Raw genomic sequence first — 21,547 nt, forward strand, 5'->3', positions numbered from 1 at the left:
TTTTTCGGTGAACAGCTGTGATATTCTATTTATTTAGGGAATCAAATAAAAGCGAATAGGCAATCACATATATCAACATAAATATGAAAGAGGTGAACAACGTGGAATTTGATACAATAGCAGCTATTTCAACACCGCCAGGAGAAGGGGCTATTGCGATCGTTCGATTAAGCGGCGATCAGGCGATCTCCATTGCGGATAAAGTGTTTCGTGCACCTGGACAAAAACAGTTGTCCACAGTGCCAAGCCATACAATTCACTATGGCCACTTAATGGACCCATCCACAGGGCGTGTCGCGGAGGAAGTGATGGTATCTTTAATGAAAGGGCCAAAAACATTCACCCGCGAAGATGTTGTGGAAATCAACTGTCACGGAGGCATTACAGCCGTTAACCGAGTACTTCAGCTTGTTTTAAATGAAGGAGCGCGTCTTGCCGAACCCGGTGAATTCACAAAGCGTGCTTTCTTAAATGGCCGTATTGATTTATCACAGGCAGAAGCTGTAATGGACTTGATTCGTGCCAAAACAGACAAGGCGATGAATGTGGCATTAAACCAAGTGGAAGGGCGGCTGTCCCGATTGATTGGGCGGCTTCGCCAGGAGATTCTTGAAACGTTGGCTCATGTGGAAGTGAACATTGATTATCCGGAATATGACGATGTGGAGGAAATGACGCACCGTGTGCTTCTTGAAAAATCACAGTTTGTTCAATCTGAAATTGAACGTCTGCTCCGGACAGCTGAACAAGGTAAAATTTTACGTGAAGGGTTGTCGACAGTCATTATCGGGCGTCCGAATGTCGGTAAATCTTCACTTTTAAATGCGCTCGTACAAGAAAACAAAGCGATTGTGACAGATATTCCCGGCACAACGCGTGATGTAATTGAAGAATATGTGAACGTGCGCGGCGTGCCGCTCCGTCTAGTTGATACGGCGGGTATTCGCGAAACAGAAGATATTGTGGAACGAATCGGTGTGGAGCGCTCAAGAAAAGTATTAAAAGAAGCGGATCTTATCTTGCTTGTATTAAACTATTCTGACGAGCTGACGCCGGAAGATGAAAAGCTGTTTCAAGCAGCAAGCGGCATGGATGTTATTGTTATTGTGAACAAAACGGATCTTGAGCCGAAAATAAATATGGACCGTGTAAAAGAACTGGCTGGCAGCAGCCGTCTTGTGACGACATCGCTTCTTGAGGAAAAAGGAATTGATGAATTGGAAGAAGCGATTGCCGGTTTGTTTTTCTCAGGTGCAGTTGGTGCGCAGGATATGACGTATGTGTCTAATTCCCGTCACATTGCCCTATTAAACCAGGCAAGCCGCTCTATAACAGACGCTATTCATGGAGTAGAAGCAGGCGTGCCAATTGATATTGTTCAAATTGATTTAACAAGAACGTGGGAGCTGCTCGGGGAAATTATCGGCGAAAGCGTCCACGAAAGCTTGATTGATCAGCTGTTTTCACAATTTTGCCTCGGGAAATAATGAACGGAAAGGAAGAAAAACAGCATGAATTACTATGAAGCAGGCGAATATGAAGTCATTGTTATTGGGGCGGGCCATGCTGGAGTAGAAGCAGGGCTTGCTTCTGCACGGACAGGCGCTAAAACGCTAATGATTACCATTAACCTTGATATGATCGCTTACATGCCATGCAACCCGTCTGTCGGCGGACCGGCAAAAGGAATTGTTGTCCGGGAAATCGATGCGCTTGGCGGTGAGATGGCCAAAAATATTGATAAAACACACATTCAAATGAGAATGCTGAATACAGGAAAAGGACCGGCTGTGCGGGCGCTGCGCGCGCAGGCGGATAAAGTGCTGTACCAGCAGGAAATGAAAAAAACGATTGAAAACGAGCCGAATTTAACGCTCGTTCAAGGAATGGCAGAGCGGTTAATTGTGGAAGAGGGAGAATGCCGCGGTATCATCACACAAACAGGTGCCGTTTATCGTTCAAAAGCTGTAATTATTACGAGCGGAACGTTTATGCGCGGTGAAATCATTCTCGGTGATTTAAAATATTCCAGCGGCCCGAACAATCAGCAGCCTTCTGTAAAGCTATCCGAGCATTTAGATGAGCTTGGCTTTGAACTTGTCCGTTTTAAAACAGGGACACCGCCGCGTGTCAACAGCCGGACAATCGACTACTCCAAAACGGAAATTCAGCCGGGCGATGATGTTCCCCGTGCATTCAGCTATGAAACAAAAGAATTTATCATGGATCAGCTGCCATGCTGGCTGACGTATACAAATGAAGAAACACATAATATTATCGGTGAAAACCTGCACCGTTCTCCGATGTACTCTGGCGTCATTAAAGGACGCGGACCGCGTTATTGTCCATCAATCGAAGATAAAGTAGTCCGTTTTAATGATAAGCCGCGCCACCAGATTTTCCTTGAGCCGGAAGGACGGAATACAGAAGAAGTATACGTACAGGGCTTTTCTACAAGCCTGCCGGAAGATGTACAATACCGGATGCTTCGGACAATCCCGGGCCTTGAAAAAGCACAGCTGATGCGTGCAGGCTATGCGATCGAATATGATGCAGTTGTGCCGACACAGCTGTGGCCGACACTGGAAACAAAACGAGTGAAAAACTTGTACACAGCTGGGCAGATTAACGGTACATCCGGTTATGAAGAAGCAGCTGGACAAGGTTTAATGGCCGGTATTAACGCTGCGTGCCGTGTGCTTGGCAAAGAAGAAGTAGTGCTGAGCCGTTCCGACGCTTATATCGGTGTTATGATTGACGACCTTGTCACAAAAGGAACGAGCGAACCATATCGCCTGCTCACTTCCCGTGCGGAATACCGCCTTCTTCTTCGTCATGACAACGCGGATCTTCGCTTAACAGAAATAGGCTATAAAATCGGCACGATTTCTGAAGAACGCTATGCAGCTTTCCTGGCGAAAAAAGAAGCGATTGCAGCTGAAATCGATCGGTTGAAAGCAACGATTATTAAACCGGACGAAAAAACACAGGCGCTTATTCGTGAAGCGGGTGGAAGCGAGCTGAAAGACGGCATTCGAGGAGCAGACCTTCTGCGCCGTCCGGAAATGACGTATGAGGCAATCAAGCAGCTTATCCCGGCAGATGCTCCGCTTGATGAAGAAGTGGAAGAGCAAGTGGAAATTCAAATTAAATATGAAGGATACATTGAAAAGTCCCTTCAACAGGTCGACCGGATGAAGAAGATGGAAAACAAAAAAATTCCGGCTGACATTGATTACGATGCAGTGAACGGTATCGCCAATGAAGCACGGACAAACTTAAAAGAAGTCCGTCCGCTTTCCATCGCACAGGCTTCACGTATTTCAGGCGTGAACCCGGCCGATATTTCCATTTTGCTTGTTTACATTGAGCAGGGCCGTGTTGCACGGACCGTCAGCGAATAAGAAAGGAACGAAAACATGAAAATCGACCAATTTCAATCCGAACTTGCCAAAAACGGCATTGAGCTGTCTGAAGAACAGCTTGGCCAGTTTCAGCGCTACTATGAACTGCTTGTAGAGTGGAACGAAAAAATGAATCTCACTGCGATTACCGAGCAGGAAGAAGTGTATATGAAGCACTTTTACGATTCACTTACAGCCGGCATCTATACCGATTTAACAAAACCAGCCCGGATTTGTGATGTCGGCGCCGGCGCCGGCTTTCCAAGCATCCCATTGAAAATTGCTTTTCCGAATTTGGATGTTACCATTATTGATTCATTAAACAAGCGTATTACGTTTTTGAATCATCTGGCATCCGAGCTGAAGCTTGAACATGTTCAATTTGTTCACGGACGTGCAGAAGAAATGGGACGGAACCCGGAGCATCGCGAGCAGTATGACATCGTAACGGCACGTGCTGTTGCCCGCATGTCTGTCCTGTCTGAGCTGTGCCTGCCGTTTGTGAAAAAGGGCGGTACATTTGTTGCCATGAAAGCAGCGAGTGCGGCGGATGAAATGGAAACAGCTGCAAAAGCAATCGGAACACTTGGCGGTCAAACGGAAGAGGTTTTCTCTTTCCGCCTGCCGATTGAAAACAGTGAGCGGACGATTATCGTGATTCGGAAGAAAAAAGAAACGCCGAAAAAGTACCCGCGAAAGCCGGGCACACCGAATAAAACACCAATTGAATAGTTCTTAAGCAGGAACAGGGCGCCTCATGGCGAATACTATCAGAATGGAGAATGAAAAGGTGGTGTAAACATGAAGCGTCCTTTTTCCCGTCTGTTTGGCGGAAAAAGTGAAACAGCCATGATGTTTCCCGTAGATGAAGTCAAAGAAATACCGGTAGACTCTCTGGAACCGAACCAATTTCAGCCACGTTTTATCTTTCAAGAAGAAAAAATAGCAGAACTTGCGTCAACTATTGCCGTTCATGGCATTATTCAGCCAATTGTTGTCCGGGAGATCGAGGAAGAAAAATATGAAATTATAGCAGGAGAGCGCCGTTTTCGGGCAGCCAAAAGCCTTGGGCATGAAACGGTACCCGTTATTGTCCGTCAGTTTACGGACGAGCAGACCGCTTCAGCAGCGCTGATTGAAAATATACAGCGGGAAGAGCTGTCTCCAATTGAAGAAGCAAGCGCTTATCAAAGCCTTCTTCATATAAATAATACAACCCAGCAGTCTCTTGCCCAAATGGTCGGAAAAAGCCAGTCGTTTGTTGCGAATAAGCTGAGGCTGTTAAAGCTGCCGGACGAAGTGCAGCAGGCGGTTGCTGAAAAAAAAATTACCGAACGCCATGCTCGGGCGCTCCTGCCACTGAAAAAGCCTGAATGGCAGTGTGAGCTTCTGCGTATTGTGCTCGATAAAGGATTGAATGTAAAACAAACAGAAGACCGTGTGGTCAAAATGCTTGAAAAAGAACCGCCGCGCCCGCGCACAAAAGCGGTCAGCCGTGATATTCGCATTGCGTTAAATACGATTCGCCAGTCTCTTGTGCTTGTAGAGAAAAGCGGCATCAACGTGGAACAAGCTGAAGAAGACCATGAAGATTTCTATCGGATTACGATTCAAATTCCGAAAAAACCAAAGCAATCATAAACAATGCCGTTTTGATAAAAAACGGTTCAGGCTGCCCACAAACGTCCGCGTTCGGCGTCACTTGCCGTCTGCGAATGCTCATGACCTAAAAAAGGTCACTCCGCTTCTCAGCCGGCAGCGTTCTTGGAAAGAGCAGGCGTTTTCAATCAGCCTGCTTTCTTACTTTGTCTACACTCTCAGCCGTTTTGATAAAAAGCGGCTTTTTTTTTACGGCGTAAAAGCCAAAACGCGCCAATTTTGATAAAATAAAAAACAGATAACACCGACAGACGAAAGCAGGTGGCTTCTTTTGGGAAAAGTAATTGCGGTCGCCAATCAAAAAGGCGGCGTTGGAAAAACAACAACATCAGTAAATTTAGGGGCATCACTCGCCTCTCTTGACAAGAAGGTGCTTCTTCTTGATATTGATCCGCAGGGAAACGCAACAAGCGGTGCCGGCGTTGAAAAAAAAAGCGTAGATCAATGCATTTATGACGTCATTGTGGATGATGTGGAACTGGCTGATGTCATTAAGCCTACAACAGCGGAAGGCATGTTTGTTGCACCGGCAACCATTGCCCTCGCGGGTGCTGAAATTGAACTTGTATCTGCCATTTCCCGCGAGCTTCGAATGAAAAGGGCACTCGAGCCGCTCCGTGAAAGCTTTGATTATATTATTATCGACTGTCCGCCATCGCTTGGTTTGTTAACGATCAATGCGCTGACGGCAGCGGACTCTGTTTTAATTCCAGTTCAATGTGAATATTATGCGCTTGAAGGATTAAATCAGCTGTTAAATACAATACGGCTCGTTCAAAAGCATTTAAATAAAGACCTTTACATAGAAGGTGTTCTATTAACTATGTTTGATGCCCGGACCAATTTAAGTATTCAAGTGGCAGAAGAAGTGAAAAAGTATTTTCATGACAAGGTGTACCAATCTGTCATACCACGTAATGTCCGATTAAGTGAAGCACCGAGCCACGGCAAACCGGTTTTACTGTATGATGCCCGTTCACGCGGTGCAGAAGTGTATCTTGATTTTGCGAAAGAGGTGGCAGCACATGGCTAAAGGGCTCGGCAGAGGTTTGGATGCACTTTTTAAAGATTTAGGTGCTGATGATAAAAACAGCACTGTGCAGGATATTTCCGTTAAAGAGATTCGCCCGAATCCGCATCAGCCGCGGAAAAAGTTTAAAGAAGAAGCAATTGAAGAATTAAAGCAGTCTATACAGTCACACGGCATCCTGCAGCCGATCGTGCTTCGAAAAAGCATAAAAGGATACGAGATTGTAGCCGGAGAACGGCGTTACCGTGCTGCTAAAGCGGCTGGCATGAAAGCTGTGCCGGCGATCATTAAAGAATTAACAGAAGCTCAAATGATGGAGCTTGCTCTGCTAGAAAACCTTCAGCGCGAGGATTTAACCGTAATGGAAGAAGCGGCAGCTTATCAGCTGATTATGGACAAGCTTAACGTTACACAGGCAGAGCTTGCCACGCGGATCGGCAAAAGCCGTCCGCATATTGCCAACTACGTCCGGCTGCTTGATTTGCCGGGTGAGATTCAAGATATGATTTCAGATGAAAAATTATCGATGGGACATGCCCGTGCGCTGCTCGGTGTAAAGCCGAAAGCAAAGCAGCTAAAGGCAGCTGAAAAAACAGTTTCAGAAAACTGGACCGTTCGCCAGCTTGAAAGTTGGATTCGAGAAGAAAAAGAAAAAGTTTCACGTGAAACAAAGCCGGTTAAAAAAGATATTTTCATTTTAGATCAAGAAGAGGTCCTTCGGGAGCGGTTCGGCACATCCGTGCAAATACGCCAATCTAAAAACGGCAAAAAAGGCAAAATTGAAATTGAATATATGTCTACCGAAGACTTAAACCGCATCTTGGAAATGCTTGATAACAGAGGTTAAACGATGTTTATAACAGGTTCGCTCGTGAATGGAATTGCCATTAGCGCCGGTGCATTGCTCGGCGCCTCTATGGCGCGGATTCCAGAAGGAATAAAAGGAACAGTCATGCACGCGATTGGGCTGTCGGTAGTAGTGCTTGGCTTACAAATGGGATTGAAGGGCGAAAATTTTCTGCTCGTAATTCTGAGTCTTACAGCTGGCGCTGTAGTGGGTGAGCTGCTTAAAATTGATGAACGGCTGAATGATCTTGGCAATTGGCTTGAGCAGAAAGTAGGTTCAAAAGGAAGCGGCAGCATTTCGCAGGGGTTTGTAACGGCGACCCTTATTTTTGTCATTGGGGCAATGGGTGTTATTGGCGCGCTTGACAGCGGCATCCGGGGAAATCATGAAGTGCTGTTTACAAAATCACTGATTGATGGGATTACGGCTCTTATTTTAACGACTACACTTGGCATCGGTGTTTTATTTTCCGCTGTCCCTGTTCTTCTATATGAAGGGCTTATTGCCCTGTTTGCGACGCAAATTGACCGTTTTGTTTCGCAGGAATGGATGGATGCCTTTATTTTAGAAATGACTGCAGCCGGGGGGATTATGATTTTTGCCATCGGTCTGAATTTGCTTCAAATTACCAATATACGCATTGCCAATCTGCTGCCGGCAATTGCCTTCGTCGCCTTGTTTGTAACGATTTGGCCGTAAGCTTCTCTTCGGAGGAGCTTTTTTCATTTTTCAAAAAACTCATTGACACCTGCTCCTTCCCATGTAATAATCCTAGTTATTACATAAGAATTATAAGGTTATTGAAATGGAAGGGGGGCAGCACAGGATAGTCTGTGCGGATTCAATGAAGTTAAAACAAACATTAGGCCTTTCGGCTGTAGCACTTTCACTTTTTCTAGCAGGCTGCGGCGGCGAAAATGCTTCATCAGGCGGAAGCCATACACCTGTTGAAAACGTACCCGAGCAGGTAAACGGAGAAGATCCGGTTAAAATTAAAGTAATCCGCAAAATTGGCGGTGATGACCATACGGCCCAGTTTTTAGCGGGCGCACAAAAAGAAGGCGAATCGCTTGGGTTTCAAGTAGACACATTCACCGCTAACGGTGACTCTGCTAAATTCCATGATGCGATTAATCAAGGGCTCACACAGGATTACGACGGCTTTATTATTTCACACGGCGATGATGCAGCAACAGTCAGCGAAGTGAAAAAGCTTGTGGAAGCAGGAAAAAGCGTCGTTACATTTGATTCCAATGAGGAACTAAAAAATGTGAAAGGCGTGACCCTGACATCCCAGGATGACGAAGCACTGGCAACACTGGCTCTTGACCAATTGATTAAAGATACAAAGGGCAAGGCAAACATTGCTTATTTATGGGTGGACGGGTTCCCGCCAATGGTACGCCGCAATGCGGTATACGAGCAAAAGCTAAGTGAAAACCCAGGTATCAAGGAAGTGGACCGTTTCGGTGTAGCCGCTGCTGATACAACGGTTCAAACACAAAATGCCGTGCAGGCCATGCTGAAAAAATATCCAGAAGGCAAACTCGATGCTATTTTTGCAACATGGGATGCTTTCGCTATCGGTGCCGCGCGCGCCGTGCAAGAAGCAGGACGGGATGATGTAAAGATTTACGGTATTGACGTTTCCAATGCAGATTTGCAGGAAATTCAAGATCCAAAAAGCCCTTGGCAGTACACAGCTGCCGTAGACCCGGCACTAATTGGTTCAATCGATATGCGTATTCTGGCGAAAAAGATCGCTGGTGAAGAAACACCACAGGAATATGCGCTTGAGCCATCGCTTATTTCAAAAGAGCAGCTTCAATCCGCTGATGGCGCAGTGAACATGGAAAGCCTGTCCGATGTTGTGGAAGGCTGGGGACAGTCGGATGAATTCACAGAAGACTGGATGAAAACGTTAAAAGAACATTATGCAAAATAAGAACAGAACCCGAGGAAATCTCTTTTAAAGAGATTTCCTCCTTTTCTGTCGCCGAAAGGAGGATACAAGATGACTACAACACTTGATATGAAAAATATTTCGATTTCCTTTCCCGGTGTAAAAGCGCTGAACAGAGTGGATTTTGGGGCGCAGACAGGGCAGGTTCACGCATTAATCGGCGCAAACGGAGCCGGGAAATCAACGCTTATGAAAATTTTATCCGGTGCCTACGGCCATTATGAAGGAGAGCTGTCGATCAACGGAGAGCTTATTCATGTCCGTCAGCCGGCTGATGCAAAAAAGTATGGTATTCAAATGGTTTATCAGGAAGTAGATACAGCACTTATTCCTCATTTAACCGTTGGTGAAAATATTATGATGGATCAGCTTGTAAACGGCAAAGGGGAAAGCGGATGGATTCACTGGAGGAAGCTCCGGGAAAAGTCCGCTGCGCTGCTGGAAAGAATGAACCTTTCTCTTTCTCCAACAAAGCAGGTAAGTGAGCTGACACTGGCAGAAAAGCAGATGGTGCTGATTGCAAGGGCCATTTCAAATGACTGCCGCTTTTTAATTTTAGATGAGCCGACCGCTCCGCTCAGCCAGGCAGAAACTGATGAATTATTCCGGATTGTGCGGCAGCTGAAGCAAGAGGATGTAAGCATCATTTTTATTTCACACCGCCTTCCGGAATTGTTTGAGATCTGCGACGATATTACGATTATGCGCAACGGGGAGCTTGTTTCAAAAAAACGCATAGCAGACACGACGCAAAATGAAGTAGTCGAAAGCATGCTGGGCCGAAAAATGGACGAGCAGTTTCCAGTCCGTAAATCTGAAAAAGGAATGGTACTGCTTCAAGCATCCAGCCTTTCAGCAGCCGGTGTAAACGGTGTAAATATAACCGTTCACGCCGGGGAAGTGGTCGGTTTAACGGGGCTTGTCGGTGCCGGCAAATCGGAAATATGCAAAGCGCTGTTTGGGGAATCCAAAGTGGAAGCGGGAAACATTCAAGTAAAAGGAAAGCCGGTATCGCTTCGTTCGCCTTACGATGCAGTCCTCAGCGGCCTTGTACTTGTGCCGGAGGAACGGCGCCGTGAAGGTGTATTTGTGTCAGAATCCGTACGCTCAAACATCACCGTCACCACGCTGAAGTCGATGCTGAGAGCGGGTGCCTGGATTGATTTTAAAAAAGAAAAAGAAACGGCTGTTTCTGTTATCGAGCGGCTGGATGTGCGGACACCGTCTCCTGAAACGAAGGTCCGCCATCTGTCAGGCGGAAACCAGCAAAAAATTGCGATTGGAAAATGGCTGCTTGCCGAAGCGGATGTGTATATCTTTGACGAGCCGACAAAAGGCATTGATGTCGGGGCGAAGCGGGAAATTTTTGACTTAATCGCCGAGCTTGCCGCACGCGGAAAAGGCATTTTATACGCATCAAGTGAACTGCCTGAAATATTTGGTATGACAGACCGGATGTATGTGATTTACGACGGACAGGCTGTGATGGAAAAAGAAACCGCGCTTACGACAGAAGAAGAAGTTATGTATTATTCAACAGGAGGAAAATAAAGTGTCTCAGAAAAAACCGTTTCAGTTGTTTGATTTTTTTTATAAATATGGCACGATCTTAACCATTATTGTGTTAATTGCTGTTTTTACCGCCCTAAATCCTGCTTTTATAAGCAGCGACAATGTTTTGAACATTTTACGCTCGATTTCCATTGTCACGATTATTGCTGTAGGGGTTACAGTGTCACTTTCGATAAATGGATTTGATTTATCGGTCGGCTCATCCGCTTCCCTGGCAAGTGCTGTGGTGATCTCTATGTTTGTCTGGTTTTCGCAGAGCTTTGTGGTAGCGCTGCTGGCAGCCCTTCTCGGCGCTGTGCTCATCGGTATATTAAACTCTATTATGATCGTTAAACTGAAAATTCCAGATATGCTGGCTACATTGGCGATGATGTTTATCATTCAAGGCGTCGCTTTAACATATACAAAAGGAGCAACCATTTCTGAAAACATGGTCATGGCTGATGGATCTTATGCAGAAGGTGTGATCAGCCCTGTTTTTGCCAAGCTTGGACAGCTTCCCTGGATTATCGTCATCATGGTCGTAGTCGTTTTAGCTGTTCAAGGATTTCTTTCACTGACAAAGCACGGCCGGTTTATGTATATGATCGGCGGCAATCAAGAAGCTGCCCGCTTGTCCGGCATTCCTGTGAACAAATACAAAGTAGCCGCTTATATTTTGTCAGCACTTTTAGCCGCGCTTGGCGGTATTGTATTAGCTTCCCGCGTGATGACGGCTGAAATTAACGCAGGCGGCCCTTACTTAATGGATGCGGTAGCCGCTGCGTTTATTGGATTATCCGTTCTCGGTGCCGGCAAGCCGAACGCGCTCGGCACCTTTGTTGGTGCGGTGTTAATCGGTATTTTGCAAAATGGGCTTGTGATGATGTCTGTCCCTTATTATGCGATGGATATTGTAAAAGGGTCTGTTCTTGCTTTTGCCCTGGCGCTCACTTACTATAAGCGGACACACGCATAATTCAATTTTCTGTGAAAAAGTGTTTTCTCCTGTTAAAATGGAAACGACTTATGTAAACCAGCAGAAGGAGGGCTTTTTTTGGACGATCAATCATTATCAACCTATCAGCGCGCCCTCGAATCGTTGTGGAGAAAGTTTACCAATGAAGAAACGTGGCTTGCGTTCGGAGAAGGCGCTATTAAAATTACCCTGACGATTCTGGTGGCGTGGTTTATTGTAAAAGTTGGGAAAATCGCCATCCGCAATTTTTTTGCTCTTCGCTCAAAAGCACCATTGACGTTTTCTGAGCGTCGGGAAAACACATTGCTCAAATTGATTGAAAATGTGCTGGCGTATGTGGTGTACTTTATTGCGCTTGTGAATATACTTGGGGTTCTAACCTTTGATGTAAAAGGACTCATCGCTGGAGCCGGGGTGCTCGGGCTTGCGATTGGTTTTGGCGCTCAAAGCTTGGTAAAAGACGTGATTACGGGCTTTTTTATCATTTTTGAAGACCAGTTTTCAGTAGGAGATTTTGTCCGAATCGGCCAGTTTGAAGGAACAGTCGAGGAAATTGGCCTGCGCACAACAAAGTTGAAAGTATGGACGGGTGAAATTCATATCTTGCCAAACGGCAGCATTATAGAAGTCACGAATTTCTCTCTTCATAACAGTGTGGCTGTCGTTGACATCAGTATTGCCTATGAGGAAAATGTGGAAAAAGCTGAGAAGGTGATTAACGAGCTTCTTGAGACATTAAAAGACAAGTATCCTGAAATTGTCGATACACCGAAGCTACTCGGCATTCAAATGCTGGGACCGTCAGATGTGACTCTTCGGATTACAGCGGAAACAACGCCGATGAATCACTGGTATGTGGCTCGAATGATGCGCAAAGACATCAAGGAATGTCTGGATGCGAACGGAATTGAAATTCCATATCCGCGCATGGTGATGTACTCAAGAACGGAGCAGGAAGCACAAGCAGGCTCAAAACAGGCGAAAAGCGGGGGAACGGCATAAATGGAAGAGAAACAGTTTGCGTTGCACGATGTGGTAGAAATGAAAAAAGCCCATCCTTGCGGAACAAACCGCTGGAAAATCATTCGTCTTGGCATGGATATTCGAATCAAGTGTGAAGGATGCGGACACAGTGTCATGCTGCCGCGGCGTGAATTTGCGAAAAAAATGAAAAAAGTAGTAACCGAGAGCGGCGAGTAAGCCGCTCTTTCTTTTGGAGCAAAAAGACGTTTTAAAATAGAAGCTGTTTCCCCTGGTATTTCGTCCTGACCTTGGGCTTGCGCTTTTCTTACGTTGCCTTTTTCCGCCTTAGTCCATATAATGGGGAAAGGTTTAGAATACTATGTACGTGTTTACAGAAAACAAGGAGTGAACCAATTATATGGCATTAACAGCAGGAATCGTCGGTCTTCCAAACGTGGGAAAATCGACTTTGTTTAACGCAATTACAAAAGCAGGTGCCGAATCAGCCAACTATCCATTCTGTACAATTGATCCGAATGTCGGCATCGTAGAAGTACCGGATGAGCGTCTGGCGAAACTAACGGAAATGGTAACACCAAAAAAAACCATTCCAACGGCATTTGAATTTACGGATATCGCCGGGATCGTAAAAGGTGCCAGCAAAGGTGAAGGTTTAGGAAACAAGTTTTTGTCCCACATCCGTGAAGTAGACGCGATCTGTCAGGTCGTACGCTGCTTTGATGATGAAAACATCACGCACGTATCTGGAAAAGTAGACCCGATTGATGATATTGAGGTTATTAACCTTGAGCTTATTTTGGCAGATCTTGAATCGGTGGACAAACGTCTTACGCGCGTGGCAAAGCTTGCTAAGCAAAAAGATAAAGACGCTGTTGCCGAGCATGACGTGCTTGTCTTGGTGAAAGAAGCGCTTGAGTCTGACAAGCCTACCCGTTCTGTGGAATTCACTGAAGAGCAGCAAAAAATCGTCAAGCAGCTTCACTTGTTAACAGCTAAACCAATGTTGTATGTGGCCAATGTGAGCGAGGAAGAAATCGCGGACCCATCAGGCAATGAGCATGTGCAAAAAGTGCGTGAATACGCGGCTGGTGAAGGCTCGGAAGTCATTGTGATCAGCGCGAAGGTAGAAGAAGAAATCGCCGAGCTTGATGATGATGAAAAAGCCATGTTCCTTGAAGAGCTTGGCATTGAACAATCCGGCCTGGATCAATTGATCACAGCTGCGTACTCGCTTTTAGGACTTGCAACGTACTTTACAGCGGGCGTGCAGGAAGTACGCGCCTGGACGTTCCGTAAAGGCATGAAAGCACCACAGTGTGCCGGCATTATCCATTCAGACTTTGAGCGGGGCTTTATCCGTGCTGAGACGGTTTCGTACGATGACCTTGTTGAGAACGGCTCGATGACCGCAGCGAAAGAAGCCGGCAAAGTCCGTCTTGAAGGAAAAGAATACGTCATGAAAGACGGAGATGTTGTTCACTTCCGTTTTAACGTTTAAGCGAAAAGCAAAAAGCGTTTGGCCGGAGCGGCATGTAAAAGCCAGCCAGGCTTATCATCCCGCGGGCCTAAAACATCTGCAGCTAGACAAGTACAATGACTCCACCAGATAAACCGGTGGAGTTTTTTTGTAGGAGGTGTTTGGATTGAAAGATATCAGTTATGCAGCCCTGCTGGCCGCTTTTTTATTTATGCTTATTCCGTTTTGGCTTTCGTACAAACAAAAACTTGGTATTTCAAAAGAAATGATGACGGCCTCGGTTCGGGCTTTTGTTCAGCTGACGGTGATCGGGTATATCATTACATTTGTTTTCTCGATTGAAAACCCGGTTTTGTTTTTATTTATTATTTTTATTATGATTGTCATTGCTTCTCGGACATCCGCCAAGCGGGGGGATGCCTTTGAACGTTCCCTCTGGATTGCCTTCGCTGCGCTAGTAGCAGCGGAAGCGGCTTCTGCTGTAATCTGGGTAACATTTGATATTGTAGATTTTGAAGCCCAGTACATTCTGCCAATGAGCGGCATGATTATCGGCAGTTCTATGGTGGCTGTCAGTCTCGTGTTTGACAGGCTGAAGCGGGAATTTGATTCGACAAAAGAATTGATTATGGGAAAGCTGGCGCTGGGTGCTACGCGCCGCCAGGCATCACAGGAATTGATTGAGGCAACAGTCAAAGCCGCTTTGATTCCGAGCATGGAAGGAATGAAAACCATCGGCCTTGTGCAGCTTCCAGGTATGATGACAGGAGCCATTATCGCCGGTGCTTCCCCTGTTGTCGCTGTGAAGTATCAGCTTGTCATTGCCTTAACCACATTTGGCAACACGGCGATTACGGCTATGATTGTTTCTTTTCTTGCATACCCCGCTTTTTTCAAGCAAAGAATGTTTTAAACTTGCACATTTCAAACATATGTTCTATAATAAGGGAGTATCACCTGAATCGCCATAAGTCCCTTTTTGTTTTATTGTATTGCGAAAAATATTGCGCTGTTGAGAGATTCATGTTATAATTTCAACTTGTGAGTAATGAAAATTTGCTCCTTGCTGTCGAGCCCGTAAAGGGAAGGCGACAGCCGCATAGTCCACGAGGAGGTGAACGAAGATGAGAAAGTACGAATTCATGTACATTATCCGCCCGAACATTGAAGATGAGGCGAAAAAAGCGCTAGTTGAGCGTTTTGACAACATCCTTACTTCAAACGGTGCTGAAATCATCGATTCAAAAGAATGGGGTAAACGCCGTTTAGCGTATGAAATCAACGATTTCCGCGAAGGTTTCTACCAACTTATTCATGCTAACGCTGAAGATGCAGCTGCAGTAAATGAATTTGACCGTCTTGCGAAAATCAGCGATGACATTATCCGTCATATCATTGTTAAAGAAGAAGCAAAGTAATTGAAACGCACTAAATATACATCTTTTTCATCATGTTTCAAGCTGAAACATTTTAAAAGAAAAGGAGTTGATTCTGATGATAAACCGAGTGGTTTTAGTGGGCCGTTTAACGAAAGATCCTGAACTTCGCTATACGCCAGCTGGTGCAGCTGTTGCAACGTTTACGCTCGCGGTGAACCGCGCGTACACAAATCAGCAAGGCGACCGGGAAGCGGATTTTATTAATTGCGTGATTTGGCGTCGTCCGGCTGAAAACGTGGCAAATTTCCTCAAAAAAGGAAGCCTTGCCGGCGTAGAAGGTCGCATTCAAACACGTAGTTATGAAGGCCAGGATGGAAAGCGTGTATACGTGACAGAAGTCCAGGCAGACAGTGTCCAATTTCTCGAACCAAAATCCGGAGGTGGTGGAGGCGGCCAGCAGTATGGCAATGCTCCCCAGCAGCAAGGTGGCGGTTATGGCGGCCAGCAAAGCAATCAGGACTTTCCATTTGGTCAGCCACAGCAGAATCAACAGCGCGGCAATAACAATGCCGGTTATTCTAAAATGAATGAAGATCCGTTTGCAGATAACGGACAGCCGATCGATATTTCAGACGACGATCTTCCATTCTAATTCAAGCAAGGAGGGGAAACTCATGGCAGGACGCAGAGGTGGACGTAAGCGTAAAAAGGTTTGCTATTTCACATCTAACGGTATTACACATATCGACTATAAAGATGTTGATTTGCTTAAAAAGTTCGTATCTGAACGTGGAAAAATTCTTCCACGCCGTGTAACAGGTACAAGTGCTAAATACCAACGCCGTTTGACAATTGCAATCAAACGTGCGCGTCAGGTAGCACTTCTTCCATTCGTTGGAGAGGAAAGATAAGATCTTTTATATAAGAAAAAGCACAGTTCTGATCATTCAGGACTGTGCTTTTTTGTATGTAAATATATGGATTAAATAGGAAGAAAATATTAAATTTTTAATGAAATAAAAGAAAAGGCTAGATATTTATTCATTAATAGGTAAAATAAGCATAGGGTATTTTTACTACAAAAGGAGGTACACAGTTGAAAGGCATCAAATCTATTCGCACGAAACTGCTTATTCCTATTATTGCAGCGCTTGTTTTGGCGTTTGCTTTTATTATTATATTTATTAGCTGGCAAACAGAAAACAGTGTGGAAAAAAGCGTGATCGATCAAAGTGAGGGTACAGTAGAAAGTTTGTCAGGTACGGTAAAGTCATTTTTGGACCAACATGAGAAAAGTATTGATCTGCTTGTTTTCGACGATACGATTCAATCTTACGCAAAAAATGAATTAGCCCAAGACAAGGCGAACCGCCAGTCAATAGAAACTCTTTTTACCAATTACTTGGATACGTATCAGGATGTGTCGAGTGTTTATTTTGGTTCAGCAGATGGAACGACCATTATTTCCCCGGTAATTGAGCTTCCTGCAGATTTCGATCCCCGGGAGAGAGAATGGTATACACAAGCTGAAAATAAAAAAGCAGCGGTTTGGAGCGAGCCGTATGAAGACCAGGCCACCGGTTCTTCTGTCGTAACGGTGTCGAGAGCCCTTTATGACGATAATGACCGGTTCCTTGGTGTCATAGGTGCTGATATTGATTTAACCGTCCTAACAGAACGGGTCAAACAAACAGATCTTGGCTATCAAGGCTACCCCGTTGTGTTTTCAACAGCAGGCATGGGCATTGTCCATCCGGATAGACAGGGAGAAGATTTAACAAAGATTCCGGTTATTAAAAGCATTATCGATGGTTCCTCTCCATCCGGCAGAAAGTACTATCAGCTGGACGGGGAAAACCGTATTATCGTATTTAACAATGTGCCCGGTGTGAACTGGACGACAGCAGCCGTTTATAACCAGGCTGACTTACTCGGTTTGTCTCAATCTATTGGTAAGTCTCTGCTTTGGACCGGCATTGCGCTGCTTTTGTTGATCAGTGCCGTAATGCTGTTTGTGATCTCAAAAATCGTGAATCCGCTCCGCTATTTGGAACGATCTGCTTCTCAAATTGCTGAAGGTGACTTGACGGTGCAGGTGCCGGTCACAACGAGGGATGAAGTAGGACAGCTGTCCGAAGCATTTAATAAAATGACCGCCAACATGCGAAACATTTTGCAAAAAGTGAATGACTCGGTACAGGATGTAAAAGCATCTGCTGAAAGCTTAAGTGCCGTATCGGAAGAAACAAGTGCGTCCAGCGAACAAATGACCCATGCGATCAATGAAATTACCTTGGGAGTTTCCCGTTCGGCAGAAGATTCTGCTGAGGCAACTGAGCGCTCAAACAGCTTAGGCAGCCAAATCGATGTGATTACCGGCCAGGCAGGAGACATGGCGCACGCCGCTTCCCAGGCTGAGCAGGCAAACCAAAAAGGAGCCGGGCAAATTGAACAGCTTCGCGCTTCAAACAATGAAACGAAAACATACATTTCCGGTATGCAAATGGTGATTGAAGAGCTGGAATCGAAAATGAACTCGATCGAGGCTGTGATTGGAGCCATTACTGACATTTCCGCCCAGACGAATCTGCTGGCGCTTAATGCATCGATTGAAGCGGCAAGAGCCGGCGAGCACGGCAAAGGATTTGCTGTGGTTGCAGAAGAAGTCCGCAAGCTGGCAGAGCAGTCCAGCGAAGCAGCAGATGAAGTAAGACGAACGATTCTCGACATTCAATCAGGCTCTCGTACAGCCGTTGAGCAAATGAAAAAAACACGCAGCAATTTCGATGAGCAAACGGAAGCGGTAGAAGAAACAAGCAAGGTTTTCCACCAGCTTTCGTCTCTTGTCAGTACGATTGATTCGTCCATTGCCACAATCAATGGGGAAATCAAAGAAGTAGGAGTCATAAAGGATGAAGTGATCCATACGATGACCGGTATTGCCGCGGCCAGCCAGCAGTCTGCCGCTGCAAGTGAAGAAGTCAGTGCTTCGGCCGAAGAGCAATTAAGAGCGGTTCGGACCGTGACAGATTCCTCTGAGCAGCTGATGGAGTTAAGTGCGGAATTAAAAGGAATTGTAGATCAATTTAAACTATAAAAAGGATGCCGGCTAGTACCGGCGTCCTTTTTTTAATAAATTTTTTACATTACCTTAATACTGTGTTAGGACTATAAAACTATAATGGGGGGCGGAAATAGGAAGAAAGGTGTAGTGAAATGAAATCAATTCGAATGAAATTTATGCTTCCCATTGCGATTATTCTGATCAGTGCCTTTGCTTTTGTTATTTTTTTTACTGGATTAAAAACAGAACAGCGGATTGAAAAAAATGCAGCCGCCCAAACAAAAGAGTTTGTAAAAGAATTAAACAATTCTGCGGATGCCTTTTTGCAAAAGTACGAAGAAAGTATTCTGCTTTTATCTGAAAGCGCACAAGTACTCGAATATGCCCAGCTGGCGCAGTCGGATAAACAGCCGGCTGGCAAAGCAGACAGGGAGCTGCAGGCTGTGTTTAACCGGTACACCGATATTTATAAAGAAACACTAAGCGTTTACTATACATCAGCAGCCGGCACTTTTAAAATGGCACCTGCCACATCGCTTCCAAAAGATTTTAACCCGTTAGAGGAGCTCTCCTATAAGCAGGCAGCCGAAAGCGGACAGCCGGTGTGGAGTGAACCGTATCAAAGCGAAACAGGGGACGATGTTATTACAGTCTCCAAAGCCATTATGAGCGGCTCAGAGGTGCTCGGCGTCATTGGGGTTGATATTGACTTAACGAGCATGACCAATCGAATGAACAAGCTGAACGTCGGATACGAAGGGTACCCGGTTGTCCTATCCGAGCAAGGAAGGGCACTTGTTCACCCATCTCAAAAAGGCAAAGATGTATCAAAAGATGCGCTGATGGGAGCGATGTTAGCTGGTGAAAAAAGCGGCATTTTAGAAAAAGAAAACCAGCTGATTGTTTACGATACAGCTGCACAGACCGGCTGGAAAATCGGGGCGGTCTACGAAAAGAGCCATTTGTTCAGCGTTTCAGACGAAATGAAAAAAATTCTGGCCCTTACGGCGCTGCCGGCACTTGTGGTTGTGATGCTTGTTGTGTTTTGGCTGACATCAAACATTACAAAGCCGCTTCAAACATTGAAAGCCTCTGTGAAACAAGTGGCAGAAGGCAACTTGCAAACACACGTTTATGTTTCAGGAAGGGACGAAACAGCGGAACTAAGCCGCAATTTTAATGAAATGGTCGTGAAAATGCGCAGCATTGTCGGGGTGACAGAAGATGCAGCGAAAAATGTAAGGGAATCCATTGAGAACTTAAATATCGCCGTACAGGAAATCAATGAATCCGGAACAGCAGCAGCGTCTGCGCTGGATGAATTAACTCATGGAACGGAAAGATCCGCAAACGGCTCGCAAAAAGCGGCGGATCGTTCACGGGAGCTGGGTACGTTAATCAGCTCCATATCGGGTGAAGCAGATGCCATGACCCAGCTTGCTGGCACGGCAGCCCAGGCAGCTGAAACAGGAGCAAGGCATGTGTCGGTGATGGCAGAATCTATGGGTGCTTCCGCTGAAAGAATGGACGCGGCGATGAAGTCTATTAGCACACTGGCAGAGGACATTAAACGGATTGAAGACATTGTGCATGTGATTGAAGGGATATCCGCTCAGACAAACCTGCTGGCGCTCAATGCATCGATTGAAGCAGCGCGGGCAGGCAGCCATGGCAAAGGCTTCGCAGTGGTTGCCCAGGAAGTGAGAAAGCTTGCTGAGCAGTCGGGCAAGGCGGCCGGTGAGATACATAAAAAAATTGCGGCGGTGCAGGAAGGGTCCGTTCAGGCGATCCAGACGGTAACGGAAGCAGGCGGATTTATTACTGCACAAACAGAAGCGGTGCAGGAAACCGAAGGAGTATTTATTCATCAGGAAGAAGTTGTACAGAAAATGAAGGCAGCGATTGCCGAAATGGTCAAAGGGATTCATACAGCCGATCAGGAAAAAGATACAGTTGTGTACACGGCCGGCCAGCTGGCGGAAGAAGCCAAAGTTTCGGCTCTTTCCTGTGAAGAAGCCCAGGAAAGAACGCGGACGCAGCTGTTGGCCATTGAGGGCGTAGCGGCGGCTTCCGAACAGCTGTCTTTACTTAATGAAGAATTGATTCAAGCAATACGCCAATTTCAAATATGAAAAATAAGTGAAAAAGTCCGATCTTTTGTTCGGACTTTTTTGTTTTAAAGTTGAATGGGGGACTAAAGGAATGTAGAATAAGGGGGGAGAATGCCGAAATGCTTGGTAAATGAACGGAGTGTTAAAGTGGAAAGAACAAAAGTCATAACAGAAGGAGCAATGATGCTGGCCATCTTTGCGATTCTACTGGCGGTCTCCGTCTACGTACCGATTATCTCTATTGTCGGCGCGCTTTTTTTACTGCTTCCTTTTTTGATATACAGTGCTAAATATCCGGCCGGGCCGGCTTTTGGGCTGCTTGCTTGTGCGGTAGCGCTGTCCTTTATTATAGGAAGCGTAATCTCTGTGCCTCTGGCGATTATGTACGGAACAACCGGCTTGATGATGGGGGCACTCATCCGCAGACAGTCAGATGGCTGGATTGTTTATATGGGCGGAAGTCTCGTATTTTTATTAAATTTGATTGTGCAGTATGCGGCAGCCATGTGGCTTTTTGATGTTTCGTTTGCAGACGAATTCAGTAAAGCCTTTAAGGAGTCAGCAGCCGAAACAAGCCGCGTGCTCGGACAGGATGTGCCTTACACAGGCGAGGAAATCAATACGCTGATTGACTATATGAACGCTATTTTACCGGCGATTCTCACAGCGCTGGCTTTTCTTACGGTGCTGCTTTTAAGAACGGTGAATTACCCGATTGCCAAACGGCTCGGCGTCAAAATAAAACCGCTTCAGCCATTCCGGACAGTACGTCTGCCCCGGACAATCCTTTGGTATTATCTCCTTTTAATGGCAGGAGCTATTTTTGTTCAGCCGGAGCCCGGTACAAGCTGGTATGATATTTATGTGAACGTGCTGTTTATTTTGCAGGCATGCTTATATATACAAGGTTTGTCTTTTGTTTTTTTCTTTGCCCACAGCAAAAAATGGCCAAAAGCCATCCCGGTTTTAGCGGCCCTTTTATCAATTCCTCTAATTCCGCTTCTTTATCTTATCCGATTATTAGGTATAATTGATTTAGGGTTCGACTTAAGACAACGGATGCAAAAAAAGCGGTAAGATGCTTTTTAAAATTAGCTCC

20 protein-coding genes are annotated in these 21,547 nt (G+C 45.6%); all 20 read left to right on the forward strand.

Translation table 11 applies throughout. The features are described 5' to 3' along the window. The first annotated feature begins 101 nt into the window (after positions 1–101). Complete coding sequence (gene mnmE / locus M3221_RS08965) at positions 102–1,487, forward strand: tRNA uridine-5-carboxymethylaminomethyl(34) synthesis GTPase MnmE (RefSeq protein ID WP_251271144.1); 1,386 nt, start codon at positions 102–104, stop codon at positions 1,485–1,487. 24 nt (positions 1,488–1,511) lie between these two features. Continuing rightward, positions 1,512–3,404 (forward strand): tRNA uridine-5-carboxymethylaminomethyl(34) synthesis enzyme MnmG, encoded by a 1,893-nt coding sequence (gene mnmG / locus M3221_RS08970; RefSeq protein WP_251271145.1) that lies wholly within the window; start codon positions 1,512–1,514, stop codon positions 3,402–3,404. A gap of 15 nt (positions 3,405–3,419) precedes the next feature. After that, complete coding sequence (gene rsmG / locus M3221_RS08975) at positions 3,420–4,136, forward strand: 16S rRNA (guanine(527)-N(7))-methyltransferase RsmG (protein WP_251271146.1); 717 nt, start codon at positions 3,420–3,422, stop codon at positions 4,134–4,136. 69 nt (positions 4,137–4,205) lie between these two features. Next, positions 4,206–5,045, forward strand: a complete 840-nt coding sequence (noc, locus tag M3221_RS08980; protein ID WP_396120265.1) for a nucleoid occlusion protein — start codon at positions 4,206–4,208, stop codon at positions 5,043–5,045. Between the two features lie 289 nt (positions 5,046–5,334). Further along, a complete protein-coding gene (locus M3221_RS08985) occupies positions 5,335–6,096 on the forward strand; it encodes a ParA family protein (protein WP_251271147.1) in 762 nt (253 codons plus the stop codon). Next, the gene (locus tag M3221_RS08990) at positions 6,089–6,940 is read left to right on the forward strand and encodes a ParB/RepB/Spo0J family partition protein (protein WP_251271148.1); all 852 of its coding nucleotides are present in this window, start codon (positions 6,089–6,091) and stop codon (positions 6,938–6,940) included. The genes M3221_RS08985 and M3221_RS08990 overlap by 8 nt, the downstream gene beginning before the upstream one ends. 3 nt (positions 6,941–6,943) lie before the next feature. After that, a complete protein-coding gene (locus M3221_RS08995; protein ID WP_251271150.1) occupies positions 6,944–7,639 on the forward strand; it encodes a DUF554 domain-containing protein in 696 nt (231 codons plus the stop codon). Between the two features lie 145 nt (positions 7,640–7,784). Then, the gene (locus M3221_RS09000) at positions 7,785–8,885 is read left to right on the forward strand and encodes a sugar ABC transporter substrate-binding protein (protein WP_251271151.1); all 1,101 of its coding nucleotides are present in this window, start codon (positions 7,785–7,787) and stop codon (positions 8,883–8,885) included. A 69-nt stretch (positions 8,886–8,954) separates the two neighbouring features. After that, on the forward strand, positions 8,955–10,454 hold the full coding sequence (locus M3221_RS09005) for a sugar ABC transporter ATP-binding protein (RefSeq protein WP_251271153.1): 1,500 nt from the start codon (positions 8,955–8,957) through the stop codon (positions 10,452–10,454). Between the two features lies 1 nt (position 10,455). Beyond that, a complete protein-coding gene (locus M3221_RS09010; protein WP_251271155.1) occupies positions 10,456–11,433 on the forward strand; it encodes an ABC transporter permease in 978 nt (325 codons plus the stop codon). A gap of 78 nt (positions 11,434–11,511) precedes the next feature. Further along, a complete protein-coding gene (locus M3221_RS09015) occupies positions 11,512–12,435 on the forward strand; it encodes a mechanosensitive ion channel family protein (RefSeq protein ID WP_242232487.1) in 924 nt (307 codons plus the stop codon). Beyond that, the gene (locus M3221_RS09020) at positions 12,436–12,633 is read left to right on the forward strand and encodes a DUF951 domain-containing protein (protein WP_242232488.1); all 198 of its coding nucleotides are present in this window, start codon (positions 12,436–12,438) and stop codon (positions 12,631–12,633) included. It abuts the gene before it with no gap. 181 nt (positions 12,634–12,814) lie between these two features. Beyond that, positions 12,815–13,915: a redox-regulated ATPase YchF gene (gene ychF, locus M3221_RS09025; protein WP_251271157.1), complete on the forward strand. Its 1,101-nt coding sequence runs from the start codon at positions 12,815–12,817 to the stop codon at positions 13,913–13,915. A gap of 145 nt (positions 13,916–14,060) precedes the next feature. Further along, on the forward strand, positions 14,061–14,807 hold the full coding sequence (locus M3221_RS09030) for an ABC transporter permease (RefSeq protein ID WP_251271158.1): 747 nt from the start codon (positions 14,061–14,063) through the stop codon (positions 14,805–14,807). A 211-nt stretch (positions 14,808–15,018) separates the two neighbouring features. Beyond that, a complete protein-coding gene (gene rpsF, locus M3221_RS09035; RefSeq protein ID WP_242232491.1) occupies positions 15,019–15,312 on the forward strand; it encodes a 30S ribosomal protein S6 in 294 nt (97 codons plus the stop codon). A gap of 76 nt (positions 15,313–15,388) precedes the next feature. Then, positions 15,389–15,925 carry a single-stranded DNA-binding protein gene (gene ssb, locus M3221_RS09040; RefSeq protein ID WP_251271159.1) on the forward strand — a complete coding sequence of 179 codons (537 nt, stop codon included), beginning with the start codon at positions 15,389–15,391 and terminating at the stop codon, positions 15,923–15,925. Positions 15,926–15,947: 22 nt separating this feature from the next. Then, positions 15,948–16,184, forward strand: coding sequence for a 30S ribosomal protein S18 (rpsR, locus tag M3221_RS09045; RefSeq protein WP_046176393.1), 237 nt, complete (start codon positions 15,948–15,950; stop codon positions 16,182–16,184). 185 nt (positions 16,185–16,369) lie between these two features. After that, entirely contained in the window at positions 16,370–18,370 is a 2,001-nt protein-coding gene (locus M3221_RS09050) for a methyl-accepting chemotaxis protein (protein WP_251271161.1), read from the forward strand. A 119-nt stretch (positions 18,371–18,489) separates the two neighbouring features. Then, positions 18,490–20,469: a methyl-accepting chemotaxis protein gene (locus M3221_RS09055; RefSeq protein WP_251271163.1), complete on the forward strand. Its 1,980-nt coding sequence runs from the start codon at positions 18,490–18,492 to the stop codon at positions 20,467–20,469. 90 nt (positions 20,470–20,559) lie between these two features. Next, the gene (locus M3221_RS09060) at positions 20,560–21,525 is read left to right on the forward strand and encodes a YybS family protein (RefSeq protein WP_251271166.1); all 966 of its coding nucleotides are present in this window, start codon (positions 20,560–20,562) and stop codon (positions 21,523–21,525) included. Positions 21,526–21,547 lie beyond the last annotated feature (22 nt).

It is taken from the genome of Domibacillus indicus, from assembly GCF_023715895.1.
GTDB classification, from domain to species: Bacteria; Bacillota; Bacilli; order Bacillales; family Domibacillaceae; genus Domibacillus; species Domibacillus indicus_A.

Coding starts and splice junctions, on each gene's coding strand:
- mnmG (WP_251271145.1), top strand. CDS start 1,512: ATGAATTACTATGAAGCAGGCGAATATGAAGTCATTGTTATTGGGGCG.
- rsmG (WP_251271146.1), top strand. CDS start 3,420: ATGAAAATCGACCAATTTCAATCCGAACTTGCCAAAAACGGCATTGAG.
- noc (WP_396120265.1), top strand. CDS start 4,206: ATGAAGCGTCCTTTTTCCCGTCTGTTTGGCGGAAAAAGTGAAACAGCC.
- M3221_RS08990 (WP_251271148.1), top strand. CDS start 6,089: ATGGCTAAAGGGCTCGGCAGAGGTTTGGATGCACTTTTTAAAGATTTA.
- M3221_RS08995 (WP_251271150.1), top strand. CDS start 6,944: ATGTTTATAACAGGTTCGCTCGTGAATGGAATTGCCATTAGCGCCGGT.
- M3221_RS09000 (WP_251271151.1), top strand. CDS start 7,785: ATGAAGTTAAAACAAACATTAGGCCTTTCGGCTGTAGCACTTTCACTT.
- M3221_RS09005 (WP_251271153.1), top strand. CDS start 8,955: ATGACTACAACACTTGATATGAAAAATATTTCGATTTCCTTTCCCGGT.
- M3221_RS09020 (WP_242232488.1), top strand. CDS start 12,436: ATGGAAGAGAAACAGTTTGCGTTGCACGATGTGGTAGAAATGAAAAAA.
- ychF (WP_251271157.1), top strand. CDS start 12,815: ATGGCATTAACAGCAGGAATCGTCGGTCTTCCAAACGTGGGAAAATCG.
- rpsF (WP_242232491.1), top strand. CDS start 15,019: ATGAGAAAGTACGAATTCATGTACATTATCCGCCCGAACATTGAAGAT.
- ssb (WP_251271159.1), top strand. CDS start 15,389: ATGATAAACCGAGTGGTTTTAGTGGGCCGTTTAACGAAAGATCCTGAA.
- rpsR (WP_046176393.1), top strand. CDS start 15,948: ATGGCAGGACGCAGAGGTGGACGTAAGCGTAAAAAGGTTTGCTATTTC.
- M3221_RS09055 (WP_251271163.1), top strand. CDS start 18,490: ATGAAATCAATTCGAATGAAATTTATGCTTCCCATTGCGATTATTCTG.
- M3221_RS09060 (WP_251271166.1), top strand. CDS start 20,560: ATGCCGAAATGCTTGGTAAATGAACGGAGTGTTAAAGTGGAAAGAACA.